Origin of the sequence: Mucilaginibacter celer (assembly GCF_003576455.2) — a bacterium.
GTDB lineage: Bacteria > Bacteroidota > Bacteroidia > Sphingobacteriales > Sphingobacteriaceae > Mucilaginibacter > Mucilaginibacter celer.
This window is the reverse complement of sequence record NZ_CP032869.1, coordinates 216,895-240,122: the sequence shown is the minus strand read 5'-3', so window position 1 is coordinate 240,122 and position 23,228 is coordinate 216,895. Positions and strand designations below refer to the sequence as shown.

At 43.7% G+C, this 23,228-nt stretch carries 21 protein-coding genes; 9 read left to right on the top strand and 12 right to left on the bottom strand.

The features are described 5' to 3' along the window. Positions 1-46 precede the first annotated feature (46 nt). Entirely contained in the window at positions 47-796 is a 750-nt protein-coding gene (locus tag HYN43_RS00860) for a TrmH family RNA methyltransferase (protein WP_119407652.1), read from the bottom strand. Here HYN43_RS00860 and tamL point away from each other — a divergent pair. Continuing rightward, positions 787-3,147: a translocation and assembly module lipoprotein TamL gene (tamL, locus tag HYN43_RS00855; protein ID WP_119407651.1), complete on the top strand. Its 2,361-nt coding sequence runs from the start codon at positions 787-789 to the stop codon at positions 3,145-3,147. The genes HYN43_RS00860 and tamL overlap by 10 nt on opposite strands. A 156-nt stretch (positions 3,148-3,303) precedes the next feature. Here the strand turns inward: tamL and HYN43_RS00850 are convergent, their stop codons facing one another. Together HYN43_RS00850 and HYN43_RS00845 are read right to left on the bottom strand one after the other, a co-directional pair. Continuing rightward, positions 3,304-3,837 (bottom strand): hypothetical protein, encoded by a 534-nt coding sequence (locus HYN43_RS00850; protein WP_119407650.1) that lies wholly within the window; start codon positions 3,835-3,837, stop codon positions 3,304-3,306. 65 nt (positions 3,838-3,902) lie between these two features. Continuing rightward, positions 3,903-4,400 carry a TspO/MBR family protein gene (locus HYN43_RS00845; protein WP_119407649.1) on the bottom strand — a complete coding sequence of 166 codons (498 nt, stop codon included), beginning with the start codon at positions 4,398-4,400 and terminating at the stop codon, positions 3,903-3,905. A gap of 157 nt (positions 4,401-4,557) precedes the next feature. Here HYN43_RS00845 and HYN43_RS00840 point away from each other — a divergent pair, with 157 nt between their 5' ends. From HYN43_RS00840 to HYN43_RS00820, 5 genes are all read left to right on the top strand, one after another. Beyond that, the gene (locus HYN43_RS00840; RefSeq protein ID WP_119409205.1) at positions 4,558-4,917 is read left to right on the top strand and encodes a cupin domain-containing protein; all 360 of its coding nucleotides are present in this window, start codon (positions 4,558-4,560) and stop codon (positions 4,915-4,917) included. A 106-nt stretch (positions 4,918-5,023) separates the two neighbouring features. Continuing rightward, a complete protein-coding gene (locus HYN43_RS00835; protein WP_119407648.1) occupies positions 5,024-5,797 on the top strand; it encodes an SGNH/GDSL hydrolase family protein in 774 nt (257 codons plus the stop codon). A gap of 193 nt (positions 5,798-5,990) precedes the next feature. After that, complete coding sequence (locus tag HYN43_RS00830) at positions 5,991-7,913, top strand: ABC-F family ATP-binding cassette domain-containing protein (protein ID WP_119407647.1); 1,923 nt, start codon at positions 5,991-5,993, stop codon at positions 7,911-7,913. Between the two features lie 116 nt (positions 7,914-8,029). Next, entirely contained in the window at positions 8,030-8,464 is a 435-nt protein-coding gene (locus HYN43_RS00825; RefSeq protein WP_119407646.1) for a hypothetical protein, read from the top strand. A gap of 38 nt (positions 8,465-8,502) precedes the next feature. After that, positions 8,503-9,723, top strand: coding sequence for a type IX secretion system plug protein (locus tag HYN43_RS00820; RefSeq protein ID WP_162996246.1), 1,221 nt, complete (start codon positions 8,503-8,505; stop codon positions 9,721-9,723). Positions 9,724-9,741: 18 nt separating this feature from the next. On the opposite strand, the gene purU is transcribed toward HYN43_RS00820, so the two are convergent. After that, complete coding sequence (gene purU / locus HYN43_RS00815) at positions 9,742-10,566, bottom strand: formyltetrahydrofolate deformylase (RefSeq protein ID WP_119407644.1); 825 nt, start codon at positions 10,564-10,566, stop codon at positions 9,742-9,744. A 118-nt stretch (positions 10,567-10,684) separates the two neighbouring features. Between purU and HYN43_RS00810 the strand changes: the two genes are divergently transcribed. Next, positions 10,685-11,104 (top strand): hypothetical protein, encoded by a 420-nt coding sequence (locus tag HYN43_RS00810; protein WP_162996245.1) that lies wholly within the window; start codon positions 10,685-10,687, stop codon positions 11,102-11,104. Between the two features lie 76 nt (positions 11,105-11,180). Here HYN43_RS00810 and HYN43_RS00805 read toward each other — a convergent pair whose 3' ends face one another. The 3 genes from HYN43_RS00805 to HYN43_RS00795 form a co-directional block, all read right to left on the bottom strand. Next, entirely contained in the window at positions 11,181-11,540 is a 360-nt protein-coding gene (locus HYN43_RS00805) for a hypothetical protein (RefSeq protein WP_119407642.1), read from the bottom strand. Between the two features lie 22 nt (positions 11,541-11,562). After that, a complete protein-coding gene (locus HYN43_RS00800) occupies positions 11,563-12,165 on the bottom strand; it encodes a DUF998 domain-containing protein (protein ID WP_119407641.1) in 603 nt (200 codons plus the stop codon). A gap of 166 nt (positions 12,166-12,331) precedes the next feature. After that, a complete protein-coding gene (locus HYN43_RS00795) occupies positions 12,332-12,760 on the bottom strand; it encodes a pentapeptide repeat-containing protein (RefSeq protein WP_119407640.1) in 429 nt (142 codons plus the stop codon). A gap of 199 nt (positions 12,761-12,959) precedes the next feature. Here HYN43_RS00795 and HYN43_RS00790 point away from each other — a divergent pair, with 199 nt between their 5' ends. Further along, entirely contained in the window at positions 12,960-13,448 is a 489-nt protein-coding gene (locus tag HYN43_RS00790) for a DUF6265 family protein (RefSeq protein ID WP_119407639.1), read from the top strand. A gap of 41 nt (positions 13,449-13,489) precedes the next feature. Beyond that, a complete protein-coding gene (locus tag HYN43_RS00785; RefSeq protein ID WP_119407638.1) occupies positions 13,490-14,488 on the top strand; it encodes a hypothetical protein in 999 nt (332 codons plus the stop codon). Positions 14,489-14,512: 24 nt separating this feature from the next. On the opposite strand, the gene HYN43_RS00780 is transcribed toward HYN43_RS00785, so the two are convergent. The 5 genes from HYN43_RS00780 to HYN43_RS00760 form a co-directional block, all read right to left on the bottom strand. Next, a complete protein-coding gene (locus HYN43_RS00780; RefSeq protein WP_119407637.1) occupies positions 14,513-15,025 on the bottom strand; it encodes a hypothetical protein in 513 nt (170 codons plus the stop codon). A gap of 4 nt (positions 15,026-15,029) precedes the next feature. Then, on the bottom strand, positions 15,030-16,091 hold the full coding sequence (locus HYN43_RS00775; protein ID WP_119407636.1) for an AAA family ATPase: 1,062 nt from the start codon (positions 16,089-16,091) through the stop codon (positions 15,030-15,032). Between the two features lie 108 nt (positions 16,092-16,199). Beyond that, positions 16,200-18,413 carry an alpha-galactosidase gene (locus HYN43_RS00770; RefSeq protein ID WP_245447103.1) on the bottom strand — a complete coding sequence of 738 codons (2,214 nt, stop codon included), beginning with the start codon at positions 18,411-18,413 and terminating at the stop codon, positions 16,200-16,202. 14 nt (positions 18,414-18,427) lie between these two features. Next, positions 18,428-21,766 carry a DUF5107 domain-containing protein gene (locus tag HYN43_RS00765; RefSeq protein ID WP_119407634.1) on the bottom strand — a complete coding sequence of 1,113 codons (3,339 nt, stop codon included), beginning with the start codon at positions 21,764-21,766 and terminating at the stop codon, positions 18,428-18,430. 17 nt (positions 21,767-21,783) lie between these two features. Further along, entirely contained in the window at positions 21,784-23,139 is a 1,356-nt protein-coding gene (locus HYN43_RS00760) for a sugar porter family MFS transporter (protein WP_119407633.1), read from the bottom strand. Positions 23,140-23,228 lie beyond the last annotated feature (89 nt).

The window sequence follows — 23,228 nt, the reverse complement described above, 5'->3', positions numbered from 1 at the left end:
TCTTTTTAAGGACTGCAAAGATAGTAATTATTTTTAGTGAACAAATTTATTTCAACGAATTTCGTTTAATTTCTGAACAAAGTATCGCAGTAGCAATGGCAACGTTCAGCGATTCGGCATGGCCGACGCGCGGGATAGTTACTTTTTTGCTGATAAGTGCCTGTACATCGGGGCGTAAGCCATTACCCTCGTTACCCATAGCCAGCAAACCTTCATTGCCAAAATTTGTGGTGTACATATTTTCGCCGTCAAGCATGGCTCCAAAAACAGGGAGTTTTATTTGAGGCAGGGTGGCTGCCAGATCTGTATAATGTACGTTAACCCTGGCCAGCGAGCCCATGGTGGCCTGTACAACTTTGGGGTTATAAACATCAACTGTATCTTCCGAGCAAATAACATCGGCGATGCCAAACCAATCGGCAGTGCGGATAATGGTGCCCATATTGCCGGGATCCTGGACGCCATCAAGCACCAGCGAAAACCTGTTTTTTAGCGTATTATAATTTAAAGCGGGCCAAATTGGCATTTTTACCAAACCAATTACCTCCTGCGGGGTTTTCAAACTGCTGATCTTTTCCAGATCGGCTAACGAAATCTCCTGAAAATTTATTTTTCGGGATAAATTCAGCATTTTTGGAGCAATTGCGGGGGTATGGTAAATAGTATCAACCTGGTATGCGGTGTTTACAAACTCGATAACCGATTTGTGACCCTCTACCAAAAACAAACCATGCTCTTTCCGGAATTTTTTATGTTGTAAGGATTTTAATAAACTGATCTGTGATTTTGAAAGCATATACCAAGCCTGTTGTTTACCGCCTTACAATATTAAGTATTTTGCTGGTTATAATCGGTTCGGGCTGCAGCATAACGCGCGGCATCCGTAAAGATCAGGCCCTGGTGCGCAAAATCACAATAAATGGTATCGATAAGGAATTTGCCGAAGCCGCTGTAAATTATGTAGATAAAGAGCAGCAGCCCAATAACAAGCTTAACCTGCAGCTTTACTACATGTTTAGCAACAAGGGCAAAAAAGATATTGGCGAGGCACCGGTAATTTTAGACAGCGGTTTGGTTGAATATTCGCGCTTTCAGATTGAAAAGTATATCCAAAACAGGGGCTACCTTAAGGCAAAGGTTACGGATAGCGTGGCCATTAAAAAACAAAAGGCCGAACTGATTTTTAATGTACAGGAGGGGCCGATGTTCCGCATCCGTAAATTTACCGATAGCATTGCCGATGGCAACATCCGGTTTTTGTACAACTTAAACCGCAATAAATTATCGCACATCCAGCCCGGCGGACGTTTTGATACCGATAGCCTGGCGCACGACCGTGATGAGCTGTATATGCTGATGAAGCGTAATGGCTTTTACGATTTTTATCGCCAGTATATCAACTTTACCTACGACTCAACCTTTAACCGCAGCGTGGTTGATGTTAAAATGATTATCGATAATCCGCCCGGCAAAACAGAGCATACCATTTACAATATTAACAATACGCTTATCACCATATCAAACAGTTATGGCCGCACAACCGGAAAGGCAGATACCATCCAGGTTGATTCGCAGTTCAGGTTTGTTGATTATTCCAAACGGTTTTCGCCAAGGGTGGTAACTGATTATGTTTTTCAAAAAAAGGGGCAGCATTATAATGTCGATCTGCAAACCATCACTACGGCGCGCTTATCCGAACTTAACGTTTTCCGGAACGTACCCAATCCCACCTACCAAAAGCTTAGCGATAGTTCAAATCGGCTTAACTCACGGATAGATATTGTGCCCCTGAAACGTATGAGCGACCGTGTGGAGGGCGAGGTGCTGTTTAGCGGCGGGCGTTTTGGCTATAACGTAGGTAATACTTTTACCGATAGAAACCTGTTTAAACAGGCGGCTATATTGCAATTAAAAGCCAACTGGAGCATCCTGTTTGACAATGGCAACGATGTAGGTACTGATCATAGTATTATTCAAAACCAGGAGCTTAGGCTGGGTGCGCAGCTCACCTATCCGCGCCTGCTGCTACCGTTTAAGTTTCCGTTGTTAGGTAAATTCGCGGTGCCGCACACTACATTCTCGTCAAACTATTCGTTGTTTTACCAGAAAGACCTGGTTAAACGCGAAAGTTTCATCAACTCGCTCACTTATGATTTTTCGGAAACCACCAAAAAAACACACATCATTACGCCGATAAATATCGAGTTTTCAAGAGGTATAATTGACCCGATTGCACGGGATACCTTGCTAAATAAAAACCGCTATTCGTACGTATATCTTATCGGCCGTACAACGTTTACCACCGGTAGCCAGTACACCTTTCAGGTTAATGCGGCTAAGCTAAATGGTTACGAGGATTTTACCTATTTTAGAAGCAGTTTGGATATTGGCGGTAACTTTTTAAACCTGCTTGCCAATCTTACCAATGCCCGTAAAGACAGCCTTGGGCAACGCCAGTTATTTGGATATACATTTTCCCAGTACACCAAGGTTGAACTTGATTTACGCTTTTATCGCAACTTTGGTAACGAAAAGCAGTTCATACTACGATTTAATCCGGGCGTTGGCGTGCCTTACGGCAACAGCAATCAACTGATATTTGAGAAGAATTTTTATACCGGCGGAGCCAACGATATCAGGGCCTGGCTGCCGCGCACACTTGGGCCGGGACAATTTAACCGCGCTGCTTATTATGGTACAGATGTTAACACCCGGAACCGCTTAAAATACCTCGATCAGTTTGGCGAGGTTAAATTTGTTAGCAATGCCGAATACCGCTATAAACTGGCCGATAACTTTTTCGGTGCAAAGCTAAAAGGAGCTTTCTTTTTAGATGCCGGCAACGTATGGCGTTTACATAAACAGGCCGATAACCCCAACGGCGAGTTTAAACTCAATAACCTTTGGCAATCAACAGCTATGGGTATTGGCACGGGTTTACGGTTTGATCTGGCTTTCTTCGTATTCAGGCTGGATGCCGCCTTTAAATTTAAAGACCCTCAATTTAGCGGCAGCGACCAATGGGTACTCTTTAACCATGCCGGCGAACTGTTTAGCAAAGGCACCTTCAAAAATAACTACAAGGCAATTAACGGCGAAGATTACAACTTTATGCAGCTGAATTTTGGTATTGGAATGCCTTTTTAGAAGCCAAAAGCTGAAGGCTGAAAGCCCAAAGCTTTTTAAATTTAAAGTGACAGGCATAAGGCCGAAAGATTTGATTGGTTTCCAGGCTGCGAACGATTTGTGCTTTTTGTTCTTTTCTTCGCTTTCTGCTTTAAGCCTTCGGCTTTCAGCTCCCAATCAAAACATGTTCTTCAGCCCGTCAATGATGCTTTCAAAAAATGTTGGGATGCTCAGGCCGTTGTGGTAGTTGAAGTACAGGAAGATACAGAAAATTACCACGGCTATAATAATAAACCGCTTAAACATATAGGCCAGCAGTACCAGCAGCAGAGGGATGGCAACCAGCAGCACCCAACTGATGTGGAAGGGGCTCAGTTTGCTGTCGTGCTTGTAAATATAGTACAGTATGGCATGGGTACCGCTGTCGTTCATGTGTTTGGCATATAAAAAGCTTGATCTGTCGAGTTTGTGACGGTAAAAGGCGGTGCCTTTATCAAATTTCAACTCTTCGGTAAAGCCATTCATTACAAAGGTGAAAACGCCGTTTACATTTTCCTGTATTACACCGGCGGTATCGGTGGCCACTACGGCAACTTCATCAACCGCGAAGGGGTTTTCTTTAATAACAAAGTGATTAATGGCTACTTTATCGGCAAATGCAAAACTGTGAGCCGCGGCGATCAAACAAAAAACAAGCAGAAGTTTTTTCATGGGTTTGATAAATAGTCTTTATCTGTGTTGTAAATATTTGCAATAAAAATAGTGTTTTTTATCAGCTATTGATTGAGGAAATATATACTGGCATTAAGCACCGTGGCGAAGCTTACCCAAAGCAGGTAAGGCACTAAAAGCCAGGCGGCAAGCCGGTTAAACTTGCCGAACCAGTATATGCAAGCGATAATACTAAGCCATAGCAGGGCGATAACGATTAGTGCTCCCATTAACTGATGCATCCCAAAAAACACAATCGACCATGAAAAATTAAGGACGAGTTGAATAACATAAACTAAACGGGTTGTGGCGTAAGCCGGCTTTTGATGACGATGCGCCCAAACTAAATAGGCGGCAGTTGCTATCATGATATAAATTGCCGACCATACAGGTGCAAACAGCCACGGCGGTGGATTAAAACCTGGCTTTTTTAAGGTACTGTACCAGCCGGCAATCTCGGGCCGGGTGAATAATGAGGCTGTTATACCTATCGCGAAAACTATTAGCAGGCTGATGAGGTAAGGGAAAAATCTGAAGCGTAAGGCAGCTATTGGTGTGGGCATAATTTGCTAATTAACCGGTAAAGCCGGGATAGGTTTTACAAACCGTTATATCAGTAAAAATACATTTTGTGCCGGCTTAATTAAAGCGCAAGTAATGTTTCAGAATAAAGGCTTTAAAATATATCAGTTATCGCGGCTAAATGTTAGTTTAGCCGGTATGATAAAAGCATACAGGCTGTATACCGGCGATGACGGTCATTCGCATATTGAACAAGGTAAGGTTGAGTTAGGCCCGCTAAATGAGGCTCTGGCTGTAAGGTTTGCGGAATCGGAACCGCACGCTTTTTACGATTGGCATAACGCGCCGGTTGAGCAATATGTGATCACCCTTACCGGTATTCTTGAATTTGAAACCTACCCCGGCGAAAAATTTATATTAAAACCCGGCGAAATTTTGATAGCCCAGGATACTACCGGTACTGCCCATCAATGGAAACTGATTAATGATGAACCATGGAAACGGGTTTATGTTACATACGATCCGGCAAAGCCGATAAATTTTGTGGCGGATAAATAATCTGCCTTTGTAATATTCCTTTCACAAATGCCGATACAAAACCTAAGAAAGTTTCAATAACTGCGGTAAATCTGTAATTTCGGCAAATACCTTTTATAAACCATAAATGAAAAATACCGAACAAAACTACCGCCGCCATTTTTTGAAAACAGCTGCTGTGGGCACCATTGCCTCTATGGGCATCCCCGCCATTGTTTCATCAGCATTAGCTAACGAAAAACCGGCCAAAAAGCTAACTTTTAACCAGGGCGACGTAGTGCTTTTTCAGGGCGACTCAATTACCGATTGGGGTCGCGATCATAACAAAACCGAACCCAATACCACCAGTGCCTTAGGCTCGGGCTATGCTTTGCTTACCGCATCGCAACTGTTGCTTAAACATGCCGATAAAGGATTGAAAATTTATAACAAAGGTATCAGCGGCAATAAAGTATACCAACTGGCCGAGCGCTGGGATACCGATTGTTTAGCCCTTAAGCCTAATGTGCTCAGTATTCACATCGGCGTGAACGATTTTTGGCATACGCTTACCGGCGGCTATAAAGGCACCATTGATACTTATATTGCCGACTATAAAAAATTACTTACCCGCACTAAAGAGGCCCTGCCCGAGATTAAACTGGTGATCTGCGAGCCTTTTGCCGAAAAAAATGTGAAAGCTGTTGACGATAAATGGTACCCGACATTCGATCTGTTCCGCAAGGCAGCAAAAGATGTAGCGGCCGAGTTTGATGCCGTATTTGTGCCCTACCAATCGGCCTTTGATAAAGCCGAGCAAACCGCCCCTGCCACTTACTGGAATCTTGACGGTGTACACCCCAGCGTAGCCGGCGAAGCCCTGATGGCGCAAACCTGGCTGAAAGCCACGGGAGTTTTATAGAAGCTAAAAGCCTAAGGCAGAAAGCTTAAAGCAAAGAATAAAAAAGCCGAAGGCGGAGCTGTGAAGGCTTTCAGCCTTCGGCTGTTTGCTTTCTGCTTCGAAAATGCCTTCGGCTTTCTGCTTTTAGCTCATAAAAATGCCTTCAGCTTTGAGCCTTCAGCTTTAAGCTCAAAAAACGTATCTTTGCGCGTAAATGATTGCTATAAATAACCTTACGTTCGAGATTGGTGCGCGGGCCCTTTATGATGAAGCCAACTGGCATATTAAACCCGGTGAAAAAATCGGTTTGATTGGTGCCAACGGTACCGGTAAAACCACCCTTTTAAAAATTATTGTAGGCGATTACAAACCTACCTCCGGAACGGTATCTATGGCTAAGGACCTTACCATGGGTTACCTTAATCAGGATCTGCTTTCTTATTCATCTGATAAAAATATCGTACATGTGGCCATGGAGGCCTTTGAGCGCCAGAACCAGCTGCACGATGAGATAGAAAGCCTGCTTAAAAAGCTTGAAACGGATTATAGCGAAGAACTTTTAAATAAACTGAGCGACAAGCAGCACGAGTTTGAACTGCTTGACGGTTATAATATCGAATACAAAGCCCACGAAATTTTGGCCGGTTTAGGTTTTAGCGATGACGATTGCAAACGTAAACTGAGCACCTTTTCGGGTGGCTGGCGCATGCGTGTAATGCTGGCCAAAATTCTTTTACAGGCACCGGATATCTTGCTGCTGGATGAGCCTACCAACCACCTCGATTTACCGTCGATCCAGTGGCTTGAGGATTATTTAAAGGCATTTACCGGCGCTATTATCATAGTATCGCACGATAGGTGGTTTTTGGATAAAGTAATCAACCGCACCGTCGAGTCTCGTAAAGGTAAACTGACCGTTTACGCGGGCAATTACTCTTTTTATCTCGAAGAAAAGGCCCTGCGCGAAGAAATTCAGCGTGGTGAGTTTAAAAACCAGCAATCAAAAATTAAACAGGAAGAGCGTTTGATCGAGCGTTTCCGTGCCAAGGCCTCTAAAGCTAAAATGGCGCAATCGCGCATCAAAATGCTGGATAGGATGGAACGGATTGATGATGTGGATGATGATAATCCAACAGTAAACTTTGCTTTCCGTTTCAGCAAACAATCAGGCAGGCATGTAGTAACCTTAGAAGACATCGTTAAAAAATACCCTGCAATTGATATTTTAAACGGCGGCGAAGCCGTAATTGAAAAAGGTGATAAAATTGCCCTGATAGGTGCTAACGGTAAAGGTAAATCAACCTTGCTACGCATTATAGCGAACGCCGATAAAGACTTTACAGGTACCATGACCACCGGGCATAACGTAAGCACTACGTTTTTCGCCCAGCACCAGTTAGAATCATTACACCTCGAAAACCAGATTTTACAGGAGCTGCAGGCCTTCGCGCCTAAACATACCGATACCGAACTGCGCACCATTTTAGGTTCGTTTTTGTTTACGGGTGATGATGTATTTAAAAAGATCAAGGTGCTATCGGGGGGCGAAAAATCGCGCGTAGCTTTGGCCAAGGCGCTTACAGCGGATGCCAATTTCCTGATACTGGATGAGCCTACCAACCACCTGGATATGCAATCGGTTAATATCCTGATCCAGGCTTTGGAACAGTACGAAGGTACTTTCATCGTGGTATCGCACGATAGGTACTTCCTGGACAATGTGGCCAATAAGATCTGGTTCATTGAAGATCAAAAAATCAAGATCTATCCGGGTACCTATGCCGAGTTTGACGAATGGAACGCCAAACGCAAACTTGAACCCAAAGCCGCGGCACCTGCGCCTCAGCCTAAAAAGGAAGAAAAAAAGCCCGAGCCTGTTAAACAGCCTCAAGTCGAAAACAAGCACCAGCAGCTTAAAAAGCTGAACCAGGACCTGGCCAAAATGGAACAACAGATTACCGATCTTGAAAAAGAAGTTAAACAACTGGAAGCCCAACTGGCCGACGAGAAAATATATAACGATAACGCCAAATTAAAGCAAACCAACGCCGCCTACAGCGCCAAACAAGCCGAACTGAAACAGGTTCAGGATAAATGGGAAGCATTGGCCGAGCAGATTTTGGAGTTGGAATCGTAAATCCCAACCAGCCCTTTTAAAGAGGGCTTTGATTGGCTTGTCATAAAAAAGTCGCTGTTGCAAAGCAACAGCGACTTTTTTATATTGCCTGCCCGAACTTCAACCTAAATTACTACATGACAAATCAATACCGCGGCCTTTCTATAGCTATACTCATATTTAACTGCCTTATCCTTATAGGTGCCGGCCATGGGGTTGGCCCCATAATAATATTTGAAGTGATGTTGCCATTTACAAAAAAAGAGAACATTTCATTCAATCCCCTGGGGAGTTATGATGATTCGATAGCGGTAGCCACCCTGATTATGTTTATCGGGCAACTTTTGTTGTTTATCGCTACACATAAAGAAAACATTATTATGAGACTTATATCCCTTTTGGTGATGTGGATGGGTTTGCTTTTTCTTACACACGATGTTTTTAATGGCGATGGGCTTTCGAAGTTTACTTTAGCATCGGCCACACCTTTCTTAATATTGTCGGCTGCTTTGTTTAGCTTTGATGTGAGGCAGTACCTGCAAAAAGATCAAACTGATAGTGAATTAGAATGAAACGTATCCAATTTTTTTTGAGTGTGGGAATCTTGCTCATGCTTGCTCATCAGGGCTTTGCCCAATCCACATATAACAACAACGTTTACTCATCAGCCATAAAAAGCGTTGAGTTTTACAATACCAGCAAACAAGGTGCCTTCCCGGTTATTAATTTAGGATCGGACGAGAAAGTGTTGCTTACCTTTGATGACCTGCGTGGCGGCAGCCGTAATTATTACTATACCATTGAGCATTGCGACGCCAACTGGAATTCATCAAACCTATCACCTGCCGAGTACCTGCAAAATTATATGGACGACCGCCTGTATAACTACAGCTACTCAACCGGTACCATGCAGAAATATACCCATTACGAACTTTCGTTGCCTAACAATAACATCGCTCCCAAAATATCGGGCAATTACGTACTGAAGGTTTACGAAGACGGCGACCAAAACAAAATGGTACTTACCCGCAGGTTGTATGTATTGGGTAAGCGCGTTTCTATCATGGCGGATATCCTGCCATCAGCCAATACAGTCACCCGTCAAACCAATCAAAAGATAAATTTTACCATTGATTATTCGGGCCTGGTGGTGCAAAACCCGGCTTATGCCCTGCGTACTTTTATTATGCAAAATGCCCGTACCGAAACAGCGGTGCTTAACGGGCAGCCTACCTATATCCGCGGTACGCAAATGCTTTATAACGATGTAAGTATTAATGATTTTCCCGGCCGTAACGAGTTCAGGCTATTTGATACCCGTACGCTTAAACTCAACTCGCAAAGGGTAGCCAAAATTTATAAAGATTCGGTAAACGTAGTGGTGCTGCTTGGCGATCCGGTGCGCGATCAGCCCAATTACCTCTTTCAGTACGATAATGATGGTAAATTTTACATCCTGAATAACGATGGTACCACGCCAGCCACCGATGCCGATTACGCCCACGTGTATTTCACCCTCTCAACCAACAAAGATCCTAAAGACGGTGCGCCGTACGTGGTAGGTCAGTTTAACAATTACCGCCTGGACGATAGCAATAAACTACACCCGCTTGATGACGGCCGCTATACCGTAAACATGCTGTTAAAACAAGGCGTATACGATTATGAGTACGTTTGGGTAGACGCCAAAACCGGCAAGGCCGATGATATACCCTTTGAAGGCAGCCATTTTGAAACTGAGAACGAATACCAGATGCTTACCTACTATCGCCCGCCCGCTGCAAGGTGGGATGAGCTGGTTGGGTTCAGGGAATTGGTAACGAAGAGGTAGCCAAAAATCATTCAAAGCCTATCCAAACACCACTGTTTTATTCTTGTGTACAAACACCCTATCCTCAAAAACCAGTTTCAGGGCTTTTGCTAATACGGCAGTTTCCACTTCCTGTCCGGCTTTAACCATATCTGTCCAACTGTAAGAATGATTTACGGGTACAATTTGCTGTGCGATGATAGGGCCTTCATCCAGCTCGTCGGATACATAATGGGCGGTAGCTCCTATCAGTTTTACACCTCGTTCAAATGCCTGTTTGTAGGGGTTGGCACCGATAAATGCCGGTAAAAACGAATGGTGAATGTTGATGATCTGCATCGGGAACTCGGCCACAAACCTTGGCGACAGGATACGCATATATTTGGCCAGCACTACATAATCGGGCGTATATTGTTTAATGGCGCTGATCACCTGCTCTTCAAATGCTGCTTTAGCCACCCCTTCGTGGCTGATGTGATAAAACGGAATATCAAAGCGCTCGCAGATATTTTGCAGTTTGGCATGGTTGGCAATAACGCATTGCACGCTTGCACCCAGGGTACCAAAATGGTTACGGATCAGGATATCGCTAAGGCAATGATACTCTTTAGTAGCCAGTACCACCACTTTTTTCACCGGCTCGGGATTTACTGCAATATAGGCCCCATCCGGAAGGATTTTCCGCAACGAGTCTTCAACCCCTGCGGTATCGCCATCCTCCACATCCAAACGGGTAAAAAAAACATTTTCATTATGATCAACATGCTCACGCATGGAAACTATATTGAGCAGGTGTTTGGCTAATGTAGATGCTATGGCTGCCACAAGGCCCACCTTATCCCGGCATTGTATTACGATAATCATGCTTTAATGATACAAAGAATTTTGCTGAATTACCAAAGGCCACGATCTAAAATTTATTTATAACCTGCTGTAGCAAAGCAGGGTGACAGGCCGTAAAGTATAATATAAACCCACAATTATGAGAAAGGTAACTTTAATGTTTTTTGCCGCAATAATATGCAGTATAACAGCCTGCGATAAAAACAATCCCGGCCCTGGCAACCCAAGTATAGTGGGTAAATGGCGATGGGTAAAATCGGTTGGGGGTATTGGCGGCTTCACTTCCACACCCAAAAGTGTAGGCTATAACCTGCAAGACGAATTTTATGCCGATAGCACATATAAGCGACTTAAAAACGATACGGTGCTGTTTAGCGCCAGTTTTCATACTACTAAAAACTATAAGCTGAGCGCAACTGAAACGGTAAATCTGTTGTCAATTTACGGCCCTGCTATTGATGGCTTTCCGGTAGCATATGTGGTGAGGCATGATTCGCTTTACCTTAACAATTTTTATATCGCCGATGGAGAAAACAGCGTATATGTGCGGATAAAGTAAAAGGAAGTATAATAACTCACCCCGACTTCGCTGCGCCGGTAGGGGTGAGTTATTATACGCCAGACCGATAAAAATCTTATTTGGTGCTATGCCCCACTTTCATCATATCCCTTACAGCCTGCGCTAACGAGATTTTCTCGCCATTATCAAGGTCGGTATGTTTTTCGCCGCCGTTAAACTGGTAGCTGATGTGGCCGGCATGATCGCTTTCGGCAATAATATCTACGTCGTTAGTTTTATATATCACCGTTCCGTTTGGCGAAATGCGGCTGATAGCTGTACTATCGGGCGTGAAATAAGCGTAGCCCCGGTATTCTATTCTGCGCTCCCTTCCATTGCTGTTTTCAACAATTACGGTGTGCCTGCCGCCTATATGACAACCATCTAACAAGGCAATAAGGCCAATTACTACTAACAGATATCCTAATGTTTTCATTTTCTTTATTTTTTAATGATGACTATTTTAATTGATGCCGCTCTTTTAAATCGAGCATTTTGTTCAAAGTGATACTTAACGATATAAACCAAACCGACCAGCCCGCGTGCGCAAACCTTTGAATAAGCCCGGTATAATTATTTTGCAATGATGCTGATGGAATAAAGCGGATAAAGATGAGCAGCATAATACCGAGGCTTAGCAATGATAGCAGCCTCAACTGCTTAAACTCCACTCCTCTCCATAACACCGCAGCAAGTAGTGCGCCTACATAAATGAGCAAAAACACCGGGCCCGACGCAGAATGGAGGGGATTGCCCGAATGAAATATTGCCGCCCAGCCAAACATAACAGGGAAACCTATCACCCCAAACACAGGCAATATATTGAGTTTAAGCTGGCTGCAGGCAATAAACAACCCTGCCATAAAAAACACGCTGAGCACGGTACACAGCAAAGTGAAGGTTTCCATCAGGGTTTCGGATTTTGTGCCGATAGCGCCCAACTCGCTGATGGTGCCGCTGATATGGCTGTAGTTACCATGTACCAAACCACATATAATGGTTGCCAGCCAAAAAACTACCGGGATAATGATGCCTGTATAAAGTAGTGGTTTAGTATCCATTTTATTGCTGATTGTTTACGATCAAAGTTTCTGATCTGAACAAAGATAATATTAAACACAGTACTATACAATACATAGTACTATAAAAATTAAAATTTATTTTTTCAGGGAAACAAAAAGCCCCGCCGGATAAGGGCAGGGCTAAGTTTTGGAGAGACAGGATATTTTACTTACTTAACTCATAAACCCTTAACAATTCTTCCACTTCTACCCCATTTATCTTCATCCCGCTTAGGTTACAATCCGAAATTTCAACATTACTTAGGTTGCAATTGCTGATGGTGCTGCCCTGCAAATCGCAGTTTTCAAATTTAAGGGGGCGCTGCTTCAGGTTGGGATCGTAAGCCGGGTGCCCCTCGGGCGGCATGCCAATATCGTGTATGTACGCCCCGCCAAGCTGCGCGTATTGTATTTCGAGGTCGCTCAGGTTGGCATCTTCAATTTTAAGGTTGGTGATACATACATCTTTGAAACTGGCATTGTTCATCATTACCTGCTCGAGTGTGGTGCCATTGATAACAGCACATTTTACTTCGAGTATTTTTTGAGTTTCTTTAACGGTGATAACTTCGGGGTTGCTGGCTGGATTTTCCATGGTTTACTTGTTGGTTTTAATCAAAGATGCTGAAAATCAACAATGCGTAAGGGTTTCATAAGCGACAACAAGCGGGTGCAATTGCGACAATTTTGTTTTATTCCAGGACACGTAACTCCCTCCGGATGACGGCTTAACATCGCTGCGTAAAACTGTTTTCAAATTGATTTTTTGTAACTTCAATCTAAATTAACCTGTCATGATGGTACGTAATTATATTAAACCCGCATTCGTGTTTCTTGCCTGCCTTCTCTCCACAACAATATCATACGCTCAAACCAAGCAACCTATCGCGCAAGCCCAATGGCTTATCGGCAACTGGAAAAACCAATCGGCTAAAACGTTGGATATTGAAAGCTGGAAAAAACTGAATGACAGCACCTACCAGGGCCGGAGTTATTCATTGGCAGGCACGGATACGGTATCATCAGAGCATATCAGAATTGAGCAGCATGCAGGTAAATTATATTACATCCCAACGGTAAAAAATCAAAACGATGGCAAGGCGGTAACCTTTACGCTTACCTCATCAACCGGTAAACAACTGGTATTTGAAAACCCGGAGCACGATTTCCCCCAAAAAATAACCTATACTCAAATCAATAAGGATTCGTTTGTGGCGGAGATTTCGGGCAACCGGAAAGGCAAATTCAAGGCCATTCCATTCCCCATGAAACGGGTTAGGTAAAGTGGCAGAATATCCGGCTTTTTCATATTATTACAGCCGATATGAAAGTCCTATTCCCTAACACAATTAAACTATTTGGTGGCCTTTTACTGGCTGCTGCATTACAAAGCTGCGTTAAACAGCCCGGCTCATGGCGTAACGACCAGATTCCCGGTGGTAAACGCGACGATTTTCACAAGCTGAACGAACAATTGCTTCGCGATCTGAAGAGCGGTAACAGCGACGATATCGGCAATCTCGAATCGAAGGATATGCTGGATGATCGCTCGAACCTCCGCCGGATTGAAATAGTTGGCAATACCGCCAAAACCGCCGATTATGAGCTTTACGACGAATATTACGTAATTAACAAACACCGCACCTCCGATACCATAGAAAACCTATCGGCCGGGGTAAACAGCTATCGCCTGATTTATAACGGCATTGAGCACGAAATGTATTTTGCTATTTTTTTACCGAAGGATAAAAATCAGCCCAACCAGGAGATGATCACCGCCATGTATGCCAAATATAATTATGGCTGGAAGCTGGCATCGTTAAGCACCAACACCTACAAAATAAATGGAAAAACCGCACCCGAGCTTTATAGCGTTGCGAAGAAAAGGCTTGACAAAATGGAATACGCTGATGCCCGCCTTGCGGCCGAACTCTCGCTGCAATGCAACGCGCCTAATGATTACTGGCAATACACCAATGATGCAGACGCCGGCAAAATTTTTCAGGAGGCCCAGGAAGCTATCTTCACTCATTACCGTTTCCCGCTTACTATTGATGAGGTTGCCAGCCAGCCACGGATTTTCAGGATAGGTAACCAGAAAAACAGCCACGGCTGGTTCCCGGTAGTTTACTATACCACTAAGGTGAGTATCGCCGATACCAATGCCGTAAAGACCGAAAATATGCAGATCAGGAAGGTGATTAACAAACTGCTGCCCGGTATTGATGTTGATAAGGATTATATGTTTTATTCGGCATGTAGTAAGCTGCCTTTGGGCGCGGGCAGGGTTGATCATTTTGATATGACGGTGAAGTTGAGATAAGATATCTCATGTCAAAGGTTAATTTCAGGAAACTATCCCATGAGGTATCATGCGTATTGCTCTGCTATGCTCAACAACAGCATAATACGAGATATTAAATAACTCCGCATAAGGTTTAAATTTATTTCGGAACTTTTCATTAATCAATTGAACACCTGCCCGCTGTGAAGAATCACAATGTATAATGGTTACAAATTTAAATTCAGTATTAACATCAGGTACGTATGGCAAACAAGGGTCAATATCTACGGCAAAAGGATATTGATTCTTGGAGGATAGAAAAAAGCAAAGGCTATCATAGGCCTTCTTTGCAATATCCCAGGATCTTTCTTCTATCGATTTTTTATCTAACGCCGCCGATGAAAAATCTTTTAATTCAAATAACCAGTAGGTATTAGAGTTCTGCTCATACCAACAAGCATCCATCTCTTTAAAAGAAAACCCGCTTAGTGCTTTATATCCATTGCAGTTTGCTATACGAAGTCCGTTCGCATCAGGGAAGGTGAGCGTTATATTACTCTCAGTTAAGAATGGCATTCAATTATAAGTTAAGGTTCAACCTGGTTTCCTCATCAGCCATCTTTACTGCTTCTTCAGTAATTTCGTTCTCAGGAAAGTATTTTTCGATATCATATTGTACACATCGTACATATTTTCCCTTTTCACGAGTTAGCGAATAACAATTGGTTTTTACTTTATCCCGACTTGCACTTAGGTGGAATTGTTTTAACACAAAATAATTGTGTGTCGCCAGGAAAATTTGAATTCCTGACTTTGCCATTAATAACAGCATTTCAACCAACTCTCTTGTCGCTTCAGGATGCAAAGCTGTTTCCGGTTCGTCCAAAAACAGTATTGAGTTAGAATTCAGCTGCCTATTTCGAATTAACGTTGTGAGGATACCTATTTTTTTAACCCCCTCGGCTGTAAGTTGCATTGGGAATTCAGTATTTCCTTTTTTAAAAACAAAGTCGTCATCGACTGCCTGGTCGATATGGCCCTCAAAAAGATCCTCCAGCTTCCTGTTTACCGATTTCAGTTCCTCAGTGACATTACCCTTTTGCGTCGGGATTACCAAAGCTCGTATTAAATCAAGATAAGTATCATCAAACCCCGGCATATGAAGATTATCGCGCGTTGCGCGTATTGCTCGTAGCGAAGTCAACACTTCCTTGGCTGGGATAAAAAGACAACGGAAATTATCGTTTATAAACTTAATTCGCTCCTGGCAGTCATTAATGGTATTGGTTGTGCTATCCCCGAAACTAAAATGTAGTCTGTCATCATACCCAAACTTAGCGTGATTGAACTCAATGTCTACTCTTAACTTCTCCTTAGTCGATTTATTAACTAATTCTCCAAGACCTTTCTTTCCAGGCTGATATACATCAAGTAATTTTTCCGCTAATATTTTCTTAAAGCTAATTTCTTCATTTTGGCTTCTCCTGCTATAAGTATCAATTGTTTTACAGCACGTATATAATAACTTTAGCAGCCCAGTTTTGCCTGTATCATTTTTACCAATAATAATATTAATTGGAGCAAAGCCAAAATTGAAATCTTGATATCCTATGAAATTGGAAATAGTGGCAGATTTAATCATAATAACAAACTTATGAAATTATCTAAATAACTATTTAAACTTCAGCCAGTATAAAATGCAAAAGGAAGCGACAAGCCGCTCCCTTTTGCATTTCAAAAACAGGAACTATTAAATCGCTTCTAACTGCAATACCACACTGGTGTGGTAAGTATTGGTTTCTGGATTGATACCAACATTCATCAGGAAATCACCGGTGAGCACCAAATCTTCATTACCCAATACCGAACCGGTACCCGGAAATACGTTGATCTCTTTAACACGGTATTTCTTATTCGGATCAAGACCTTTCAAACGTACCGGAACCTTTGTGCCCGAACCGTAACGGTTATTCACCAAATAGTTAAACATTACCGCTTTTGATTTGTCGGCGTTTACATACATGATAGATGCCGCGTCGTTATCCCATGGTGAGGCTAAACGGTACTGATCGCCGTGCCAGATAGCATCTTTCAAGCCATCGTAGTTTTTAAGCGCCGATTGGCAGAAGGCCAGCTCGTTGTCGCTCAGTTTACCAATCACAATATCGAAACCCATTTTGCCCATCATAGCTACATCCACACGGTATTTGATAGGTTGTTTGCCCCAATCGGTTACGTGGTTTGAGCTGGTGATAGCCGGGTAGAAGAACGAATACTCCCACTGGATAAACACGCGCTCCAGCGGATCAGTGTTATCGCTTGGCCAGTACTCGGTAAAGTATTGCAACGCGCCATAATCAACACGGCCACCACCGCCCGAGCAAAGCATCAATGGCACTTTAGGGTATTTGGCACGAACGCGTTTCAGCACGTTATACAAACCATTCACATAATCAACATAAATATGCGACTGGTCTTTTTTCAGATAAGCCGAGTAAGCGTTATAGATCACCGCATTACAATCCCATTTAATATAAGCCAGATCAGGATTTTTGGTGAACAGGTTATCAACCACACCAAATACAAAATCCTGCACTTTAGGGTTAGCCAGGTCAAGCACCAACTGGTTACGGAAATATTTTTCAGGGCGGTTTGGTTGTTTAATCACCCAATCAGGATGGGCTTTGTACAGATCGCTGGCAGGGTTAACCATTTCCGGTTCAATCCAGATGCCGAATTTTACGCCATTGGCCTGCGCTTCTTTTACTAAGGAGCTGATGCCGTTTGGCAGCTTTTGTTTGTTCTCCTGCCAATCGCCCAAACCGGCGTTATCGCCGTTGCGCGGGTGGCTGTTGCCAAACCAACCATCATCTAATAAAAACAGATCGACACCCAGTTTCTTGGTATCTTTTAACAAACCGGCAAGTTTAGTCTCGTTGAAATCAAAGTAAGTAGACTCCCAGTTGTTTAGCAGGGTAAGCCTTGAACCGTTACCATCAACAATTTTGTATTGGCGTGCCCAGCTTTGCAGCTTGCGGCTTGCATCACCTTTACCATGATCAGAATACGTGTACAGGAAGGCAGGCGTAGTAAATTCAACACCCGGCTTTAAATGGTATTCGGAAGCAGCATTGTTAATACCGGCAATAATTTTCAGGTTGTTGGTTACATCCAGCTCAAAATCAACCCTGAAATTACCAGACCATTCCAACGCGCCATAAAGTACCTTGCCTTCATCCTCGGTAGCAGGTTTATCAAGCGATATAGCAAACATTGAATGCTCATACAGGTTGGCACGGGTACCCAGCTTGCTATCAATGGTTTTGATGCCGTGGGTTAAACGGGCCTCTTCGGGCTGTACTTCCATAGCCCAGTTGCCATGGTATTGTTTTAACCAAAAACCGCCTGTGGTATTACCTTTCAGGTTTAAATTGGCCGAAGCATATTTGTTAAGGGTTACTACCCCCTTTTCGTTATGCTTAATAACCGACCATTGCTCGGTAACATCCTCTTTGTAATACGTTTTATAATACAGCTTTACCTCAAAATCATATACCGGATCTTTCAGGGTAACCACCAGTAATGAAACATCATCGCTCACCTTGCTCACCGTATGGCTTACATAAGTTAAGTTAAGCGATTTATTGCCATCGGCATGGGTAACCGTAATGGCAGGCTCGCCGAGGCTTGCCGAACCCGATGGGGTGTAAACATCATTCTGCACGCCCGAATCATCGGCCTGTTTGTACATTTTTTGGATGCGGGCATACTCGGCGCTATTGGCCAGTTTAGCGCCCAGGTACACCATGTTGAGGTGTTTTTCGGCATCAGTTTGCAGTACAATGGCGTTGTGTTGTGTTTCTACAGGGATGGTTACATCCTGTGCTGCTGCCCTACCGGCAAACAGCATTGAGCCTGCGAAAAGCAGGCCCAGTGGTAAAGTTTTCTTTTGAGTAGTTCTCACGTGTAAGTTTTGGTTTAACCGGCTACTTCGGTAATTTGGTTTATCATATTTTGATGTATCCTCGCTCCAAAATGCCCGGCATCAAGTTTCAATACTTCGGCAAAGGCTTTTTGCGCACGTTCCACATCATGCAGACCAAGGTATCCCAAGCCCTGTAAAAAGTGACAATGCACCTGGTTCCTTGCCTTCAGATCGTCCTCAAAAATGAGCAAATTTGGCAGCGAGACGGCAAAGTAATCAATTTTTACGTTATCATCCATGTGCTCTATACCATATTTAAGCAGTTTTTTAAAGATCCGCTCTGCTGATGTACTGTCACCGAGACATTTTTTAGCTAAACCCTGGTAAAAGATCTTATCCGGCTGCTGATCGTTGTAAAAAACAGCGGCTGTTGGGTCTTCCAAACCGGTGCTTGCCTTGTCGAAATAAAGGGCTGCTTTCTCTGTTTCCTGCAGGCCGTCGTAGGCTTTACCCAGCCAGTAGAAAATATCATTTTCCTGTGTGCCGAACAGTTTGCCTTCGCCTAAATTGTGCGGGTAGGTTTGGGCCTGCGTTAATTTATCGATAGCCTCCTGGTATTTGCCATCGTTGATGTTTTGTTTAGCCAATTCAACCAAAGCACCAACGTACTGGCCGGATGCTTTGCCCTCACCGCCTTCCCATGGGTGGAAGGTACGTTCCATTACCTGCGCAAAAGCGGTTTCATGTTCACCAAGGAAATTATACAGGGTTGCACGCTCCAAATAAACATCATCACGCAGTTTAGCTGTTTCTAAATTAGCCTCGATGAAGTGTAAACGGGCATCAGCGGTATAGTTCAGTTTCTTGTAAAGCTGATCAAGCTCCATCAATACGCGGGCATCTGTTTTATCAAGCTCAAAAGCTTTTTCAAAGCAGGTTAAAGCTTTGGCAGGATCGTTACGTTTGTTGTAGTAAGCGATACCTAAATTCCTGAACACGGTTGGGAATTGATCATCCAGTTGCACCGATGTTTCCCAGGCGGCAATGGCATCATCATATTGCAGCTTATCGTAAAACAGGTTGCCTAAGTAGTAAGGCGCTTTGGCATCCGTAGGGATCAATGCGGCAGCCAGCTTTAATACACTGATATCCTCCAAACGATCAGGGAAACATAAGTATGAATCGGCTGCCGAGGCCAGTTTAAAGTATTGGGCAGCATGCTCATTATTACCCAACTGGCAGGCAAAGTAACCGAGGTAATAATACACCATCGGACTGGTAGTATTGCCTGTAACCGCATTGTTTAATAAGCTTGAAGCTTCATCATACAAGCCTGCGTTAGCATAATCCAAAGCATACTCGATGTAGTTTTGGTAGTAACCGCGCGATAGGGTTGCCAGTTGCTCAAAGCTTGAAGCAGCTTTTTCATTCTGCCCTAAAGCTTTGTAAGCAAGGTCCATTTCGAACAAAGCGCCAAGGTTAAAAGGATCACGTTTTACGGCCGAAGTTGCTACTTCAATAGCTTCTTCATTCCTATTCAGTTTGCGGAAAGCAGCAGAACGTAAAACGTAGGCTTTGCTGTTGTTGGCGTTCCTATCTAATGATGACAATGCATGGTCAAGAGCCAGTTCATAATCGCCGTTTTCAAGATCGATCTGTGCTACCGAGAAGTAGCCGCTGTCTTTCCAGGCGTTGCTCCAGGTGGCTTTGTAGAAGGCTTTGTAAGCTTCATCTTTTTTGCCCAGGAATTTCAGGGTCAAACCTAAATTATAATAACATTCGCTATCGTAAGGGTTAGGGTTGCGCTGGGTAATTGTTTCAACCGCCCTCCTGAAGTAAGGCTCGCTTTTGGCAAACTGGCCGCGGCGTAAATACCATAAACCTAAAGCGTTGTTATTGCGAATATCTTTGGGGTCGCGGCGGATGGCTTCTTCGTAATATGGAACCGGGCTGTAGGTTGCATGGCGATATTGCTCCAGGTGCTGGGCGGTTAAAAACAATTGTTCATTATTTTCAGTATCAGCAGGTAGCAGGGCGGGTTTGGCGGCTTCAGGGATGTTGTTCAGTTTATTGCTGGCAGCATCGTATTTGATCAGTTCCTTACCTGCTTCCGAGTGTACCGTAAGCAGCAAAAGGTTTTCATCAATGTTTTTTATGGCTATCTCACGTTCAAAAACCTGCTCCGGAACGATACAAACTTTTTCACTCAGCAATACCTTACCATCGTGCTGTAGTTTGATATTCAGGTTATTTTGTTCGCCGGTTACGTAAACTTTTAAGAGCAGTTTGCCATCGGTATAATCCAGGGCCAGCAAAATATCTTTGGTGGCATTTTTAATTACGCCAAGCTCGCGGTATGGCATAAAGTATTGGGTAAAATGCTTTTCCTCATGCGGCATCAGCCAGGTAAAATCGGGCTGATTATCGGTGAACATACCAGTCATGAGCTCGATATACGGGCCATCCTCGTCGGTCAGGTTCCTGTCCCAGGCCAGGCCGAAATCGCTGTGGCCCCAGGTCCATTGTTTTTTACCGGGGGATACGTGGTGGTTGGCTACGTGCAATAAGCCAGCCTGTGAATCATGCTCATATCCGCCTACAAAATCATAGTTAGAGTTGATGGCCATGTACGATGTTGGCACAGGGATGTTTTTATAGCGCGAGATATCTGTACCCGGCGAATAATCGACTTTGTAATAAGTACCGGTAGCTATCGGGAAGGTTGAAACATCACGTTTACCATGGTCAAACACCGCGTTCACATCAGGCGGGAAAACCGATTGATAATCATCATTAACCTTTACAGCCGGGTTTGCCCACCATAAAAAGGTTTGCGGCAGAGCCGAGCGGTTGTACAGTTTCGCTTTTATTTCGATGTAAGCCTTATCCGGATGCAGGGTAAAACCGGCCATGCCTTTGGTATGGAACATGCGCTCTACCTCGTTCACCAGTACGGTTTTGCTGCCGTCGGCATTTTCTTCAATTTTATAATCAACCGGCTCGAAAGTGCTCGGACGGTGATGTTGCGGCCAGTTAAACTCAATACCGCCCGAGATCCACGGACCAGTCAAACCTACCAGCGCCGGTTTAATCACCTGGTTGTAATAGATAAAGTGGCGTTGTTTGATCTTATCATAAGCCATCTGGATGCGGCCGCCCAACTCGGGCAGGATCAGTACTTTGAGGTATTTATTCTCGAGGTACAGGCCTGTGTATTCTTTATCTTCTTTTTCGTCGTAAATTTTTTCGATAACAGGGTTAGGGTACACCTTGCCACTGCTGCCCTGGTAAACGCGCTTTTCAAAAAACATAGGGTTTTTGTCGGGCTTACCTATAGCGTAGGTTGGAATGGTTACTTTTTCTTCCCAAACGTTTACAAACAAATCATTCATTTTAGCTAATGGTTATATTAATGTCTTATTAAATTGTCTTCAAGTCCTTCCAAAGTCTGCCCTTTGGTTTCTTTTACCTTGGTTATTACAAACACAAAGCCGATAAAGCATATCGCCGCATACAAATAAAATGGACCGTAAGTGCCTATTTTATCTGCAAGGATGGGGAATGTAAATACCAGTATAGAGAATGCCGCCCATAATGAAATTACAGCCGTTGTAGTTGCAGCACCACGGATCTTATTAGGAAATATCTCTGAAATAAGCACCCAGGTAACCGGTGCCAGCGTAAACGAATAAACACTGATAGCCAGCAGCACGAAAACCGAGATCAATAAAACCGGGGCATGGCTTTGCAGCAAAAATGCCAATACTATAAATGATATAGATAAGCCCAACGAGCCGATGAGCATCAAAGGCCGGCGACCAAGCTTATCAACCACCAACATGGCCAGCACGGTGAATATGAGGTTTACTACACCGATAGAAACGGTTTCGAGCAGTTGCTCATCCAAGCTTGACCCGGCAGATTTAAATATGGTTGAGGCATAGTTAAACAAAACGTTACTGCCGCAAAACTGCTGAAACACTGCCAAACCTATGCCGATGAGCACAGCGGGCCGCACGCTTTTTTCAAATAAAGCACGGAATGATTGCTTTTTAACACCCGCTAACGATTTCTCAATGGCCTGAACTGTGGTGTTCATAAACTCATCCGAACCAATTTTTAACAGTACTTTTTTACCTTCCTCTTCACGCCCGGCTTTAATGAGCCATCTCGGGCTTTCGGGTAACCAGATCACCCCTACCAGGAAAATAACCGCAGGTACGGTACCCAGGCCAAACATCCAACGCCAGGCATCAACACCAATATCCTTTAAAAAATAGTTAACCAAATTAGTGATCAAGATCCCTAACACCACCGTAAACTGGTTTATTGCCACGTTGCGGCCCCTCACTTTCGCAGGCGAAATTTCGGCGATATACATGGGGCACAGCATCGAGGCCATCCCTACCCCTATTCCCGCCGCGAAACGCAGCACCAGGAAATAGGTAAGCCCGGCAGAGAGTGCTATGCCGATTGACGATATCGCGAAAATGAACGCCGCCACCATTAAGCCTGGTTTGCGGCCATACTTTTCGGCTATTTTACCGGCTATCAGGCAGCCAACAATGCAGCCCAATGCCAGCGAGGCCGTAAGGAAACCTTCAGCTACCGAATCGAGCATAAACTCTTTCCGGAGGAATGGCAATGCCCCTGCTATCACGGCAAAATCAAAGCCGAACAGATAGCCGCCCAACGCCGATATAAAGGAAATGCCTATTATATAGCTGTTGTTAAACTTAGTTTCTTGTTTTAAATCAGTGATCATTTTATAATGGTTAGCTTCTTCTATTATAAATCTACTTTAATAATTCCTGTTATTAAATCAGCTTTAAGCTTTCTGCCTTCGGCTTTCAG

Coding starts and splice junctions, on each gene's coding strand:
- HYN43_RS00845 (WP_119407649.1), bottom strand. CDS start 4,400: ATGCCCACACCAATAGCTGCCTTACGCTTCAGATTTTTCCCTTACCTC.
- HYN43_RS00780 (WP_119407637.1), bottom strand. CDS start 15,025: ATGCCATTCTTAACTGAGAGTAATATAACGCTCACCTTCCCTGATGCG.
- HYN43_RS00775 (WP_119407636.1), bottom strand. CDS start 16,091: ATGATTAAATCTGCCACTATTTCCAATTTCATAGGATATCAAGATTTC.
- HYN43_RS00795 (WP_119407640.1), bottom strand. CDS start 12,760: ATGGAAAATCCAGCCAGCAACCCCGAAGTTATCACCGTTAAAGAAACT.
- HYN43_RS00825 (WP_119407646.1), top strand. CDS start 8,030: ATGACAAATCAATACCGCGGCCTTTCTATAGCTATACTCATATTTAAC.
- HYN43_RS00860 (WP_119407652.1), bottom strand. CDS start 796: ATGCTTTCAAAATCACAGATCAGTTTATTAAAATCCTTACAACATAAA.
- HYN43_RS00760 (WP_119407633.1), bottom strand. CDS start 23,139: ATGATCACTGATTTAAAACAAGAAACTAAGTTTAACAACAGCTATATA.
- HYN43_RS00840 (WP_119409205.1), top strand. CDS start 4,558: ATGATAAAAGCATACAGGCTGTATACCGGCGATGACGGTCATTCGCAT.
- HYN43_RS00820 (WP_162996246.1), top strand. CDS start 8,503: ATGCTTGCTCATCAGGGCTTTGCCCAATCCACATATAACAACAACGTT.
- HYN43_RS00830 (WP_119407647.1), top strand. CDS start 5,991: ATGATTGCTATAAATAACCTTACGTTCGAGATTGGTGCGCGGGCCCTT.
- HYN43_RS00800 (WP_119407641.1), bottom strand. CDS start 12,165: ATGGATACTAAACCACTACTTTATACAGGCATCATTATCCCGGTAGTT.
- purU (WP_119407644.1), bottom strand. CDS start 10,566: ATGATTATCGTAATACAATGCCGGGATAAGGTGGGCCTTGTGGCAGCC.
- HYN43_RS00835 (WP_119407648.1), top strand. CDS start 5,024: ATGAAAAATACCGAACAAAACTACCGCCGCCATTTTTTGAAAACAGCT.
- HYN43_RS00810 (WP_162996245.1), top strand. CDS start 10,685: ATGAGAAAGGTAACTTTAATGTTTTTTGCCGCAATAATATGCAGTATA.
- HYN43_RS00850 (WP_119407650.1), bottom strand. CDS start 3,837: ATGAAAAAACTTCTGCTTGTTTTTTGTTTGATCGCCGCGGCTCACAGT.
- HYN43_RS00790 (WP_119407639.1), top strand. CDS start 12,960: ATGATGGTACGTAATTATATTAAACCCGCATTCGTGTTTCTTGCCTGC.
- HYN43_RS00765 (WP_119407634.1), bottom strand. CDS start 21,766: ATGAATGATTTGTTTGTAAACGTTTGGGAAGAAAAAGTAACCATTCCA.
- HYN43_RS00785 (WP_119407638.1), top strand. CDS start 13,490: ATGAAAGTCCTATTCCCTAACACAATTAAACTATTTGGTGGCCTTTTA.
- HYN43_RS00805 (WP_119407642.1), bottom strand. CDS start 11,540: ATGAAAACATTAGGATATCTGTTAGTAGTAATTGGCCTTATTGCCTTG.